At 63.5% G+C, this 12,129-nt stretch carries 19 protein-coding genes; all 19 read left to right on the forward strand.

From position 1 onward, the window contains the following. Positions 1-398: 398 nt before the first annotated feature. Positions 399-662, forward strand: coding sequence for a hypothetical protein (locus H7I87_RS05080; protein WP_224164046.1), 264 nt, complete (start codon positions 399-401; stop codon positions 660-662). Positions 663-793: 131 nt separating this feature from the next. Continuing rightward, the gene (locus H7I87_RS05085) at positions 794-1,111 is read left to right on the forward strand and encodes a hypothetical protein (RefSeq protein ID WP_139800231.1); all 318 of its coding nucleotides are present in this window, start codon (positions 794-796) and stop codon (positions 1,109-1,111) included. Between the two features lie 158 nt (positions 1,112-1,269). Continuing rightward, positions 1,270-1,839 carry a 3'-5' exonuclease family protein gene (locus tag H7I87_RS05090; RefSeq protein WP_083071778.1) on the forward strand — a complete coding sequence of 190 codons (570 nt, stop codon included), beginning with the start codon at positions 1,270-1,272 and terminating at the stop codon, positions 1,837-1,839. 48 nt (positions 1,840-1,887) lie between these two features. Continuing rightward, positions 1,888-2,172: a hypothetical protein gene (locus H7I87_RS05095; protein WP_085241004.1), complete on the forward strand. Its 285-nt coding sequence runs from the start codon at positions 1,888-1,890 to the stop codon at positions 2,170-2,172. A 45-nt stretch (positions 2,173-2,217) separates the two neighbouring features. Next, entirely contained in the window at positions 2,218-2,562 is a 345-nt protein-coding gene (locus tag H7I87_RS05100) for a hypothetical protein (protein WP_139807293.1), read from the forward strand. Between the two features lie 4 nt (positions 2,563-2,566). Then, positions 2,567-2,767: a hypothetical protein gene (locus tag H7I87_RS05105; protein ID WP_083071773.1), complete on the forward strand. Its 201-nt coding sequence runs from the start codon at positions 2,567-2,569 to the stop codon at positions 2,765-2,767. A gap of 115 nt (positions 2,768-2,882) precedes the next feature. Further along, positions 2,883-3,590: an HNH endonuclease family protein gene (locus H7I87_RS05110; RefSeq protein WP_083071774.1), complete on the forward strand. Its 708-nt coding sequence runs from the start codon at positions 2,883-2,885 to the stop codon at positions 3,588-3,590. A gap of 198 nt (positions 3,591-3,788) precedes the next feature. Continuing rightward, positions 3,789-5,438, forward strand: coding sequence for an FtsK/SpoIIIE domain-containing protein (locus H7I87_RS05115; RefSeq protein WP_244179173.1), 1,650 nt, complete (start codon positions 3,789-3,791; stop codon positions 5,436-5,438). Between the two features lie 15 nt (positions 5,439-5,453). Next, complete coding sequence (locus H7I87_RS05120; RefSeq protein ID WP_158085009.1) at positions 5,454-5,621, forward strand: hypothetical protein; 168 nt, start codon at positions 5,454-5,456, stop codon at positions 5,619-5,621. Between the two features lie 94 nt (positions 5,622-5,715). Continuing rightward, the gene (locus H7I87_RS05125) at positions 5,716-6,048 is read left to right on the forward strand and encodes a hypothetical protein (protein ID WP_201789703.1); all 333 of its coding nucleotides are present in this window, start codon (positions 5,716-5,718) and stop codon (positions 6,046-6,048) included. Between the two features lie 258 nt (positions 6,049-6,306). Continuing rightward, positions 6,307-6,453: a hypothetical protein gene (locus H7I87_RS05130; protein ID WP_158085008.1), complete on the forward strand. Its 147-nt coding sequence runs from the start codon at positions 6,307-6,309 to the stop codon at positions 6,451-6,453. A 61-nt stretch (positions 6,454-6,514) separates the two neighbouring features. Beyond that, a complete protein-coding gene (locus tag H7I87_RS05135) occupies positions 6,515-7,078 on the forward strand; it encodes a hypothetical protein (protein WP_083071776.1) in 564 nt (187 codons plus the stop codon). 148 nt (positions 7,079-7,226) lie between these two features. Beyond that, positions 7,227-7,403 (forward strand): hypothetical protein, encoded by a 177-nt coding sequence (locus H7I87_RS05140; protein WP_158085030.1) that lies wholly within the window; start codon positions 7,227-7,229, stop codon positions 7,401-7,403. A gap of 169 nt (positions 7,404-7,572) precedes the next feature. Next, positions 7,573-7,749, forward strand: coding sequence for a hypothetical protein (locus tag H7I87_RS05145; RefSeq protein WP_167380312.1), 177 nt, complete (start codon positions 7,573-7,575; stop codon positions 7,747-7,749). Positions 7,750-7,906: 157 nt separating this feature from the next. Beyond that, positions 7,907-9,301, forward strand: coding sequence for an AAA family ATPase (locus H7I87_RS05150; RefSeq protein WP_244179174.1), 1,395 nt, complete (start codon positions 7,907-7,909; stop codon positions 9,299-9,301). Between the two features lie 44 nt (positions 9,302-9,345). Next, entirely contained in the window at positions 9,346-10,131 is a 786-nt protein-coding gene (locus tag H7I87_RS05155; protein ID WP_264002601.1) for a metallophosphoesterase family protein, read from the forward strand. A gap of 125 nt (positions 10,132-10,256) precedes the next feature. Next, positions 10,257-10,565 (forward strand): hypothetical protein, encoded by a 309-nt coding sequence (locus H7I87_RS05160; RefSeq protein ID WP_139800232.1) that lies wholly within the window; start codon positions 10,257-10,259, stop codon positions 10,563-10,565. A gap of 191 nt (positions 10,566-10,756) precedes the next feature. Beyond that, positions 10,757-11,521, forward strand: a complete 765-nt coding sequence (locus H7I87_RS05165; RefSeq protein WP_083071781.1) for a class I SAM-dependent methyltransferase — start codon at positions 10,757-10,759, stop codon at positions 11,519-11,521. Between the two features lie 71 nt (positions 11,522-11,592). Continuing rightward, a partial coding sequence (locus H7I87_RS05170; RefSeq protein ID WP_264002602.1) for a serine/threonine-protein kinase occupies positions 11,593-12,129 on the forward strand: 537 nt, incomplete at its 3' end.

Raw genomic sequence — 12,129 nt, forward strand, 5'->3', positions numbered from 1 at the left:
GATCAACCTCGCCCGACTCGGCGAACCCAACTGGGGTGAACAGAGTCCCGCCGGGAGTGGCCCGGTGGCAGGACGTGGAGCCACGCATGAGACCGAACCCGCGCCAGCGGGCGACGCAGCAGGCGATGAAGCGTCAACCCCGCACCACCACCCGGTGGATCAGACGGGGACCGCCTCACCGCAAGGCGAGGCTGCCTGATGGAAAAGTGGACTCACATTCGCTCACCAAAAGGCAACGGATCAGTGCAGCCCGGCAGAACACACGTGACCGTGCCGATGCTCAGATCCGCGCAGAACTTCGCGACGACGTACCGGGGGCGGATACGGCCAGCGGCGAGGACCCGTAACGGTTGGCGAAAAGCCACCACGAAACATGTTGAGGGGGGAATGGATTCATGGTGTCAGATGGTCTGCTGCGCGAGATCGCCGCGCAGTTCGCAACGGTCACCGATAAGGAACTGATCCGTCGCATCAATCGCGCGCCGGACTTCGGATATGACGACGAGGCGATTGAGCTGAGCCGGCGACTTCACGAGCGTGGACGAGACTGGCGGTGGGCCCGCAACTCCCATGGCCACGATGTCGTCGAAATCTTCGACATGGCAACCGGTAAGGCCATCCCCGACGATTCAAGTGGCTCCGAGCGCAGCAGCGACTCATGACCATCGGGGAGTCTTACGCCGGATCGGCGCTGCATCTATCCAGCGCAACAACTCGAATAGCAGGTTCGCGAAGCGTTTAGCGCCAAAGCAGAACACCTGTGCGACAACAAGATAAACCGGGGGGATAACAAGTGGACGACACAATTCAAGTCAGCGTGGCACACGTCAGCGAGGACTACGCACGCCGTGACATCGCCAGCGTTTACGACGGCGGGGGCCGTGAGATCGAGCCTGCCACGGCAGTCACTATCGCGTCCTGGTGGCAGTCTCCAGGTGGCATCGGCAAGGCATTAGCAGCGTTCGCGAGCGGTAGCCCGGTGTCACGCCAAGAACTGCTCGACGACATCGCAGCCACCCGCACCGAACACGGCTACCACACGCTTGCCATGCTGCCGCGCGACCGACACGCGCTTGACTGTCTGTCGACATTCGTCCTGCGCCACTGCTGAGTCCGGCGGTGACCGGGAAGTCCTGCGGAAACGCCCCAGGTTTGCTTCAAAACCGGCCGCCCATGCGCGTCGCGGCCGCAGAAGTGTCGGTGGGTGTGCCGACAATGAATGAAAGCGTGGACAGAAGGGGGACCACGCCTACACAGCTGGGGGGCGCGATGTCGGCGTTGGTGTTCCTCGACACCGAAACCGACGGACAACATCAGTCCTGCCGGCCATGGGAGATCGCGTTGATTCGCCGTGACCAGGCTGGTGAGCACGAGCTCACCATCTTTGTTGACGTCGCAGACCTCGACCAGGCATACAGCGATCCCGCAGCCTTGCAAATCTCCGGATTCCACACGCGACACCCACAATTCGGAGCGCCGCTGCACGCCGGCCAACAGGTCTTGGCGGAGGCCGCGGCGGCACGCGCCGTGTGTGATTGGACTGCCGGTGCAAGCGTCTTCGGGATAAATCCCGGCCTCGACCATGCCTGCCTGGTGGCGATGCTTAGCCGCCACGGACTGGTTCCCCAATGGTTCTACGAACCGCAGGATGTTGCGGCGCTCGCCAAGGAACACCTGCTGACCCGAGGAGTGATGCCGGCCCACGATATCGAGCTGCTCTCGCAGCAATGCGGTGTCGTAGTCCCGGGGCCGCAGCGTCACACGGCCCTCGGTGACGCCAGGTGGGCCTGCCGATGGTTCGACCAGCTGGCTTACGAGGCGCAGGTGGTCAACCGATGACGCGAAAACACCAAGTCCACCAATGATACGAGTAATCAAGGAGATCGGATGTCGACAACACCTGCCGCTACATCGGCCGCGGACCTCGTCTCCGAACTGCGCGAACGGGGTTACCGCGCCGAGCTGTTCCCGGCGGACCCACCTCACACGAAGGTGGATGCGGTAAACGTCTGGTTCCACCCGCGCGACCGGTACCCGAGCGACACCGCATGGGCGCCCTATGAGAAGGACGGGTGGGTTTGGGGGCGCAACTTTGAGTACCACGCGTCTGCGGATGCATCCGTCACAGTCCTGGCCGATCGGGTGTTGGCGACACTCACGCCGCGCGGCTGAGTTCACCAACGGGTCGAAAAGTTAACCAGTGCAAGGGAGAAACCGATGAGCCAGGCCTGCGGCGGCGCGGTTCTCGATCGCGCCAAGGTTCTACATCGATCGAGTGGGGAAATTGGCTCGGCGCAATGGCGTGGATGCGCAGCGGCGGTGTGTCGGGAAAACGGGGTGGACGAGCTGCATGTCGAACAACTCGTTGACGTGATGCGGCATGCCCACATCCAGGCGTTGCGGCAGGCGTGGAGCGATGCTGAGGCGGCCGGGCGCACCCGGGGCCGCGGATTATCGATGAGGGTTGTGCTGCTCGGTGGTGAGAAAGGGCCGTGGGAGATCGCGGCCGAGGCCGCGCAGGCGGCAGCCCTCCACTACCTCCGACAGCTGCGAAGCACATGAAGGTATGGAGATCCAACTGATGCGTGCCTCAGAGGCCAGCCCACGGTTCTGGAACGTCGACGACGGCAAAGGCAGGCGATGGACCGTCCGCTCAACCGGGTTCGGCGGCCATGTCATTCTCAACAGCCGCGGCCAGGTTGTCAGCACGAGCGGCGCAACCGGTCGCCGCATTCTCGCCGCGGTCCGCCAGATCACAGTCCGGTGAACCTAAGGAGTGGAGCGATTGTGAGCGTATTGCCGCTAACCCAGCTGGGGCGCGACGGCGCTTCTCCGCGCGATACGAGCAGACAGCGCCTCGGTGGCACGACGAAAGCCGCCTCATGAAGCTAAGGCACATTTCGCTGGCGGCGGCTGTCGCCTCAGCAGCCGTCGTTGGTTGGACGACGCTTGGCGGTGGCGAGCACCAGGCTCGCAGTACCGACCATCCGGCACCAGCCGCCAGCGGCAGCGGCGTCAGAGAGTTGCTTGCGAAGGTCACCATCGTCGAAGAACTGACCCAAGTGCCGGGCTATGAGCGAGGGTGCGGGATAGATAAGACGACGAAGCACAAAGAAGCGTGCGTGTTCGGGCCGGCCTGGAACGATCCCACCGATCACTCCGGCTGTGATACCCGCTCGCGAGTGTTGCGTGCGCAATTGCAGGACGCCGCGTTCAAACCCGGCACCAACGGGTGCAAACCAGTTAGCGGGTGGCTCATCGACCCCTACACCGGGCAACGAATCACAGTGCAGCAGACCAACATTGACCACATCTATCCATTAGCGCGAGCATGGAGTGCTGGGGCGTGGAATTGGGATCTGCGCCAGCGCCAGATCTTCGCGAACGATCCCAGCAACCTGGTTGCCGTTTCAGCGGCCGCTAACAAGCAAAAAGGCGACTTAGGTCTCGACCACTGGCTGCCCAGCAACCAAGGTGACCGCTGCAACTATGTGCGCCAGTACCTTTCGACTGCCGTGAAGTACCGCTTAGAGATTACTGTAGGCGATCGAGCCGCGGCCCTGAATGCGTGCACAGGAGGCGGCACGTGATAACACGCCAGCACGCCGTGGACGGATCACATTATGCCCGTGAGTGGTTGGCCGCAGCGGTGAATCTGACCGTCTTCAGCACGCCAGACAGATTGGAGGCCCCGAATGTCGCCTGACTCGTCGAACCACAGGCAGCCAAACCATGCCCATGCCTACTGGCAGTTACCCAGTCGCAGCCTCACCGGCGGATGCCTTGTCGTGATCGGACTGGGAATGCTGATGTACCTATGGGGGCGCCTCGGCCACCCCGCGGTTTGGGAACCGCTGTCGCTGCTGTGGCCGGTCGGCATCGCCGCGTTCGCGGTCGGGCTCGGCTTCGTCATCCAGAAACCCCCGCCGCCACACCAGCTTCCGCCTACACCCGGGGCGGGTGAGCCGCCGATACCGGTGGTGGTAGCCGAGCCGCCGCCGTCATACGGCAATGCCGATCTCGACCGCGTGAAACAAGTGGTGATGTCAAGCAATCTGCCGCTAGAACTGCTGCCCGACGAAAGCGACATCGACGCCAAAGGCGTTCTTCAAGCCTACAAGCTCATCGCCACCCGGCCGGGATACTTCGGGGACAAACGCGCATCGACGATCGTCATCACCAAACTGGAAACCGCCGTCGACGGGGACTGGGAAGTCGACGTCGACCCCAAACGCGACATCGTCTCGGCGGCCCGGAAAACCCCGTTCCCACAATTCATTCCCCCGCCAGAACCCACGTGGATCGCCACCAGCGCAGCCGACGCAACCGCCCACTACCGCCACTTCAAATTCCGTCTTGGCGTCAACGAACGCAACGAACCGCTGGAATACTCGCCGATCGACTTTCCCCACATGCTTGTCATCGGCGGCACTGGCGCCGGCAAAAGCGTCTTCGTGCGAACCTTCCTCGAGCCATTCCGCGCCGCGGGCTGGCCCCTGTTCATCTCAGACGGCAAGAAAAGCGACTACGCCAGCCTAGGCATGGTCGCGCAGGTTGTGATGATCTCCTCCGACACCGCCGAACACGTCCGGCTGCTGCACGCGGTCGCCGAGGAGATCCACCGGCGCGCCGACATCGCCCAGCAACGCAAGATCCAACACGACCCAGACCCGTTCGCATTCGCACCTTGGCTGGTGATCCTCGACGAATTCGCCTCCGTGCGCGCCGATGTCGAAGGCCTCTACAGCGCATTCGAGGACAAGGACAGTGGCTACCTTGCCGACTTTCTCTACGTGGCCCGCAAAGGCCGCGAGTTCCGCGTGCACATGGTGCTGCTGACTCAGGATCTCTACGACAAAACCATTCCCGGCGACGCCCGCGGCAACTTCAAACTGATCGTCTCATTGGGGGCCCCCACAGAGATGACGCTGAAAAAAGCGTTCCCCCGCGAGCTGCAGGACAAAGCGCGTCGGTTGGGGCAGCGGATCACCGCGCACGGCCGCGGTCTCGTCGCCGACCCCGAAGCGGCCACAGTTGTCGAGTTCCAGGGCTACTTCGGCTACACACCCGGCAAAGACATCGAGGGCCCCGACGCACCGGAGGTATTGCGGCCTGCCTGGCGGTCCTACCGCGACAACGTTTCCAACCGGATCCCCCGCCTGTACAGCCGGCAATGGTTCGCCATCGAAAAACCAGAAGATCTCGACGAACCCATCAGCGTCCTCAACTCGCTGCCGATGGTCAACCTCGACAACCCCGACGGCACTCCTAACCCGGCGATGCTCCAGTACGACAAGAAACACCCCAGCTACAACGGACTCGGGCGGTCGGCCGACCATCGCGGGGCATTGCTCGAACTCAACCCGCCCACCGCCCAAAACCCGCTTGCAACAACGGATATGGCAGGCGGCGAACAAGTGCCAAATTCTGACGACTAAGGGGGAACAACACTGATGGATGTCTATGTCATCGAAGGACGCGAACTTGAACAAGTCTTGCAGGCACTGACATGCGACCCAGACCGCAAGCCCTACAAGTTGTCGATCTTCGTTCAAGACGGAGTCGCGTTCAAAGTCAACGAATCCGTGTGGTCACCACCGTTCGGGCACAAACAGCAATGACCATCCCATGCCCTCCGCTGAGGCGAGTTGCCCACCGCAACGATCCGCGGTGGATGCCGGAAGGCCCTAGGGCAACAACAGATAGGAACACCACATGTTGAATATCCACATCCCCTACGCGCCCGCCGACCCCGGCGAGGGATGGGACGAGGAGCAGCAGGAGCAGAACCTCACGGTCGCCGACGCGACCGAGTTCGCGTGGGACGGCTGCCACAAGATCTACCTGATCCGGTCTGCAGAAGAGCGGGCCCAGCTGGTCGAGATGGGCTACGGCGAAGGCGGCAGCGAGATACTGCCGATCTCCGAACTGCCCGAAGTTTGGGGCTACACCTGCGGACTGCGTTTCATCAGCAGCGGCGACCTCACGCAACACTACGTCGAGCAATGCTTGCGTGACGTCGAAGTCACTTGGTTGTCCGACAACTGACTGAATTGCTCACTGCCACCTCAGGGTTGTGCTCACCGACGCGGCCGCACGACTCAGCACCTTACGCCAAACAACCTGCACCGCTGCGCACCCAGCCATCACCCAGCCTTGGACACAGCAACGCAGCATCCCCCAACCAAGTCGCCGGGATCTGCCACGCCGCCCACAGCGCAGCGACCGCGGCAAGCGCCCACTTCGACGAAACCACACAGCAACATGTTGCCCAACAAAACGCAACCCGGTTAGAAGGGAACATCCATGCTGGAACTCGAGGAAATTGATCCGAGTGACGACGACCTCGTCGCGACCGAAATAGCCGAACGACACGCTGTGATCGACCGATTGCACGGCGAGATACAGCAACTCGAGCTCGCGGCGCTCAAAACCGCGCTGCAGCGAGGATAAAATCCCGAGTATCAGAAGGCATCACGGAGGGACAACTATGGGGGGGATAGAACCGGTTGACTTGCCGGAAACGAACCTGATCATCGGAGAAAATTGGCCGCACTACGACGAGACCGCCTACGCGCGGGAAGCGGATAGCCAACGCGTCTACGCGCAGCAGTCGGGCACCGCAGCCCAAGCAGCACTAGCCGCGGCCGACTACACAAAACCAGGCTTCCAGGGGGCCGCCGGCACCGAGCTCACCCAACGGCTCACTGACCGCCACCACGCCCACACCGAAGACGAAACGAGACATCACAACGTAGCCGGATGGCTCGATCTGGCCAACCAGAACATCACCTGGGCGAAGAACACGATGAACACCGCCACCACGGACTACCACCGCTCCTATGAGGATGCCGCACGCCGCGCCATCGAAGAGACGTGGACCCAACAACAACTCCGCGACGTCAAAGCAATCCTGGTCCAGCAAGCCCAGAACAAGGTCGCTTCAACGCGATCGGCGTTCGACGACAATCATGCGGCCATTGCGGCAGGAATCGCCTCCGGTGCGCCTCCCGTCGCGCCCAAAGGCCTGCCAGCTGCGGCGATTACCCATCCGCCAGCCACCGTCGTCGAAGCCTGACCGAGCAGCCTTTCCCGTTTTGCGCACAGGAAACAGCGAACTGCCCTGGCGGCGTGTCCACGCCACGAGGCCGGGCCACAGCCCGATACCGTCGACTCGGGCGGTCACAGACGCCCGCAATCGGGGCGCATTGGGGGGGAACAATCGCATGGCACTGATACGCGACTACATCGTCGTCACCGAAGACGGAAACAAGCACACTATCGCCGCCGAAGGGCCCCACTCCGCGCTGGAATACTTCTACGCACGCGACCTCGACGGCGAGCAGCCGATGCCAATCGGTGTCTTCGAAGCCGGAAACACCTACATCGGTTCGCTGACCTAACACCGCCCCCGCACCGAGGGCAGCAACCGAGCCGCCGCACCCTCGACCAAGCCGAGTACCCGGCCGGCCTAGGCAGCGAAAACCACTCGCGCGCACCAACTGTCGCTCCTCACAACCGGTGAAGAGCCAGCCGGCAGTCAGCAAATTATTCGACACACCAGGAGAGACAATGGCACTCGATGCAGACGAACGCTACGCCGTGATCGTGGTCGACCGGCATACCGGGCAACCAACCCGGCAAGGCATCTACGACGCTGACCGAGCCCACGCCGTCGCCGATGAATGGAACGCCACGCATCCGCGGACCGCGTTCGTCGTCGGCCTGCACCCGGAAAACAGCCAGTAATCAAGAACCGGTCGCGCGACGGGCGCAACCACCCCAAGGTGGCCGAATAATCAGTTGGCAATCCCCAGCGCCGCTGCTAATAATGGAGGGCTCGGCCCAGGCTGGGCTCGCACAAACAGCGAGAAAGTCCAACGTCCCCCAGGGCCAAACCACCACGATGACAAACACCACCACCATGCCCGCTTGGGCGCGCCAGCCGCAAGGCGCGCCCGCCGCCGGCGCGGCGACTACAAACAAACGAGACAACACCGCCTCAGTTGCGGAGATCCTCGCCGCCGAACCGCCACCCGTGCGGCGAGCGCTCGAGGTCCTCGGTCAACTGCTCATTGGCGGGTTGCCCGAACACGAAACGGCGCGTGCCTTCCTACGCCGCCACCTCGAGGCCGACGTCGCGCACCTGGTGTGCGAGACGCGTCGACTCTCGCCCGTCGGACATATCACCGCGGGCCTTGCAGTCGCCGACCTGATCGACGCGCACCAGCCCGAGCTGGGACCCGGTTCCGGCGACGATCCCCCAGAATGGGGGGCCGTCGACATCGGGGACAAGCACTACACGCCCCCCACAAGCCTCTCGGCGTTCTTCTCTGCCGGCGCACTCGGGCCAGCACCAATCGTGCTGCAAATCACCGATTCCGACATCTGGCGCACCGACGACGGCGCGTCGCTGCGCGCCTACACCCGCCCGGGTGACCGCGCCCACGGCCGCGCAGTGATCGAACAGGTTCTGGCTGCCGCCAACGGGGATAAGAACCTCTACCGGGGAAAGTTTCTGAAGGTATCGGCGAGCCGCGGCCTAACCTTTGACGTCACCCCAGCGCCGACTCTGGCTCGCCGCGACCTCGTGCTCCGCGAGGACATTTGGGCTGAGATCGACCTCAACATCGCGTCGGTAGCGACCGCGAGATCCCGCATGAACGCGCTGAAGTTGGGATGCCGGCGAGGAATCCTGCTTGCCGGGCCACCCGGCGTCGGCAAAAGCGCGGTGTCGCGGGTCGTTGCCGCCGAACTGCTCGGGGACTTCACGGTGATGCTGGTCGACGCGCGCGCAGGAAGTGGCCTGCTATCTGACGTCTACGCCGAAGCGGTGAAATTCGGGCCGACCGTGGTCATGCTCGAAGATATCGACTTGCTGATCGACAGTCGCCGCTCCGGGCGCGGCGACCGCGGCCGGCTCGCGGAGTTCCTGGCAGTCATGGACACCGATCCTGACGCCCCGATCTTGACGATCGCTTCCACCAACGACGTCTCCACCCTCGATGCCGCCGCGGTCCGCGCGGCACGGTTCGACTCAATCCTCGAGATCGGATACCCGGACAAAGCGGCTGTCGCACAGATTTTGGCCACCTACCTGCACGCCACCGCGGCCGCAGCGGATGTGGACGTCGCCGCGGTAGCCGCCGAAGCGCCCCGCGACATCACCGGCGCAGATCTTCGAGAAGTCGTCCGCCGCACCGTCCTAGCCAACAGCGGAGAGATCACGACTGCGGGACTGCTGGAGACTGTGCGGTCGGGCCGCTTCCGACCCGCAATGCCCAGTGGAAACTACCTGTGATGACGAAGTAACAACGGGTGGGACCAGCGGAAGCGGATGCGTGGGTGAGCGAAACGTCAGGTGATCCTGTTCGAGTGGTGGTTGCCGGCGACTGGGACGGCAACCAACGCTGGGCCGCACGCGTGATCAACTACGCGGCCGATCACGGCGCTGCTTTCGTGGTGCAGTGCGGCGACTTCGGCTATCACGGCAACCGCGGCTGGACGGATGTCTATCTGTCCCACCTCGATTCAGTCCTGGCCCGGCGCGGCGTCGAACTCTACTGGGTCGACGGCAATCACGAGAATCATCGGCTGCTCGCGCAAATCCCCATCGATCCCGAAACCGGTCGGCGGCCGATCACCGACTACATCAGTCACCTCCCACGCGGACACCGATGGTGTTGGCGCGGGCAGACCTGGCTGGCGCTAGGCGGTGCACATTCCGTGGACCGCCGGTGGGGACGACAAGGCCGCGACTGGTGGCCCGAAGAAGAACTCAGCGCCCAAGACACGGCTCGGGCAATACGGGGCGGGCCCGTCGACGTCATTGTCGCTCACGACTGTCCCGCCGGCGTCGCGATACCCGGTCTGGATCGCCCGTCCAGCTGGCCCGCCGAAGACCTCGCCGCCAGCGAGGAACACCGCCGCCGTCTCCAGTCCGTCGTCGACGCCACACGCCCACATGCCCTGTTTCACGGTCATTTTCATCGCCGCTACAACAGTGAGTACATCTCCCCGGACGGCACTCGAACTCGGATCGTCGGCCTGGCCGAAGACGGCACCGTATCGCTGAACGCCAACTGCGTGCTCCTCGACCTACCGATGCGTAGTGAGAGCGAAGAGAATTGAAAGTCTGCGGTTTGCGCCTTCGGCGTTGCTGCTGTTGCAATGAGGCTCGCTGATGCGAGGATGGTTCACAGGGGGGCGCGGCGAAATGGTCCGACGCCTGGTAAGTGAGAGGCGAGAATTCGGACATGGCAAGATTTCAACCGCGCAATTACCGCGTCGCTGCAGGCCAGCTGCAAGGCCTCGCGCTGGCGCTGCAGACCAGCACCGCAGACGCGCAGACCGCCCTTCAAACCGTTGTGGGCGAACTCAACTCGCTCGCAGGTGATAGATCCAGCCCGACGTTGCAGGGACTTGCCGAACTCGCCGACAGAGTGCAGACGGCAGGACCGGGATCAGTGACGCCCGAGGCTGTCGAGAATATCGCGCATACATTGCTTGAGGTGGCTGACCGGGAAGAACAGGCTGAAGCTCAGATCCGCAACATCTGGCACTGAGAACGCCACGAGAAGGCCGACCGTGGCCGCCGCCAACCGCGTTACTGCCCACCACCAAGACACCAGCGTGGGCGCGCTGCGCGCCGCCCGCGGTTGCCTGGCGGCGGGTCGGTGTCGTCGGCGAAACGTGGTACCGGAGATAACCCACCGCCTTTGGCGCGGCAAAGTCAACTAATGCCATGATCAGCGGCATGGAACGAACCTTCGAACAGCTGGTCGCCGAGGCCGATTCCGTATCAGTTGCGGGCTGGGATTTCTCCTGGCTGGACGGCAGGGCCACCGAGGAGCGCCCGTCGTGGGGATACCAACGGCTGCTGCGTGGCCGCTTGGCGAAAGTGCAATCTGCGCTGGACCTCTACACCGGCGGCGGAGAGGTCTTAGCGGGCGCTCGCCCCTTTCCACCAACCATGGCCGCCATCGAACCGTGGCCGCCGAACATAGGGATGGCTACCCAGCTACTGCATCCGCTGGGAGCTGTCCTGATCGCCACCGGTGACGAGCCGCCACTGCCATTCGCCGAGGCTGCATTCGATCTGGTGACCAGTCGCCACCCCTCGACAGTCTGGTGGGACGAGATCGCCCGAGTGCTCAAACCAGGCGGTGCCTACTTCGCCCAACACGTCGGCGTCATCTACCTGCAGACCCTCAGGGAGTATTTCCTGGGCCCCCAACCTCAACAGCGGATTCGCGGGCAACTGGACCCCGATACCGTCCGCACCGAGGTCGCAGTAGCCGGCCTCGACGTCGTCGACCTACGACACGAGCAGATACGCCTTGAGTTCTTCGACGTCGGCGCCGTGATCTATTTCCTACGCAAATTGAGCTGGGTCGTCCCCGGGTTCAGCGTCGCCGAACACCACGACAAGCTGCTAAGCCTGCACAAACGGATCCAAGCCGAGGGAAGCTTCATCACCCACAGCTCCCGAGTACTGATAGAGGCTCGCAAGCCAGACTAACGCCGTGCCCGGCGCCTAAACTCCAACCTCAAGGGGATTACGCGATTCGCGATTGCCAGGAGGTCCCGTTCGTGGACGAGCCGCCGGTCGGCGACACGACCGCGGATTGGCGTGCCGCCTCCCAGTTCGGCCCTTACCTGCTGAAGCGCCTGCTGGGCCGGGGCGGGTTCGGCGAGGTGTATGAGGCCTACGACACCAACAAGAACCGCACCATCGCGCTGAAACTGTTGCCGGCGTCGATGTCGGCGAACGCGTTGTTTCGCCAGCGGTTGTTTAGAGAGGCCAGCACCGCCGGCAGGCTCAGCGAGCCGCATGTGGTTCCCATCCACGATTACGGGGAGATCGACGGACAACTTTTCATCGATATGCGGCTGATCCGGGGCACCGACCTGCGCACCGTGCTCGATGAGGGCGGGCCGCTGGATCCCGCGCGGGCCGTATCGATCGTCGGACAGATCGGTTCGGCTCTCGATGCTGCGCATGACGAGCAGATCGTGCACCGCGACGTCAAACCCGCCAACATCCTGCTCGCCGAGGAGGACTTTGCGTGCCTGGTCGACTTCGGGTTGGCCAACGCCGCGACCGACGCCAAACTCACCACGGCAGGC

This window comes from Mycobacterium timonense, from assembly GCF_025821985.1.
Classification (GTDB): Bacteria; Actinomycetota; Actinomycetes; order Mycobacteriales; family Mycobacteriaceae; genus Mycobacterium; species Mycobacterium avium.

Bases quoted from the DNA above. Each gene is read 5' to 3' on its own strand.
- H7I87_RS05090 (WP_083071778.1), top strand. From the start codon at position 1,270: ATGTCGGCGTTGGTGTTCCTCGACACCGAAACCGACGGACAACATCAG.
- H7I87_RS05095 (WP_085241004.1), top strand. From the start codon at position 1,888: ATGTCGACAACACCTGCCGCTACATCGGCCGCGGACCTCGTCTCCGAA.
- H7I87_RS05100 (WP_139807293.1), top strand. From the start codon at position 2,218: ATGAGCCAGGCCTGCGGCGGCGCGGTTCTCGATCGCGCCAAGGTTCTA.
- H7I87_RS05105 (WP_083071773.1), top strand. From the start codon at position 2,567: ATGGAGATCCAACTGATGCGTGCCTCAGAGGCCAGCCCACGGTTCTGG.
- H7I87_RS05110 (WP_083071774.1), top strand. From the start codon at position 2,883: ATGAAGCTAAGGCACATTTCGCTGGCGGCGGCTGTCGCCTCAGCAGCC.
- H7I87_RS05120 (WP_158085009.1), top strand. From the start codon at position 5,454: ATGGATGTCTATGTCATCGAAGGACGCGAACTTGAACAAGTCTTGCAG.
- H7I87_RS05125 (WP_201789703.1), top strand. From the start codon at position 5,716: ATGTTGAATATCCACATCCCCTACGCGCCCGCCGACCCCGGCGAGGGA.
- H7I87_RS05130 (WP_158085008.1), top strand. From the start codon at position 6,307: ATGCTGGAACTCGAGGAAATTGATCCGAGTGACGACGACCTCGTCGCG.
- H7I87_RS05140 (WP_158085030.1), top strand. From the start codon at position 7,227: ATGGCACTGATACGCGACTACATCGTCGTCACCGAAGACGGAAACAAG.
- H7I87_RS05145 (WP_167380312.1), top strand. From the start codon at position 7,573: ATGGCACTCGATGCAGACGAACGCTACGCCGTGATCGTGGTCGACCGG.
- H7I87_RS05150 (WP_244179174.1), top strand. From the start codon at position 7,907: ATGACAAACACCACCACCATGCCCGCTTGGGCGCGCCAGCCGCAAGGC.
- H7I87_RS05160 (WP_139800232.1), top strand. From the start codon at position 10,257: ATGGCAAGATTTCAACCGCGCAATTACCGCGTCGCTGCAGGCCAGCTG.
- H7I87_RS05165 (WP_083071781.1), top strand. From the start codon at position 10,757: ATGGAACGAACCTTCGAACAGCTGGTCGCCGAGGCCGATTCCGTATCA.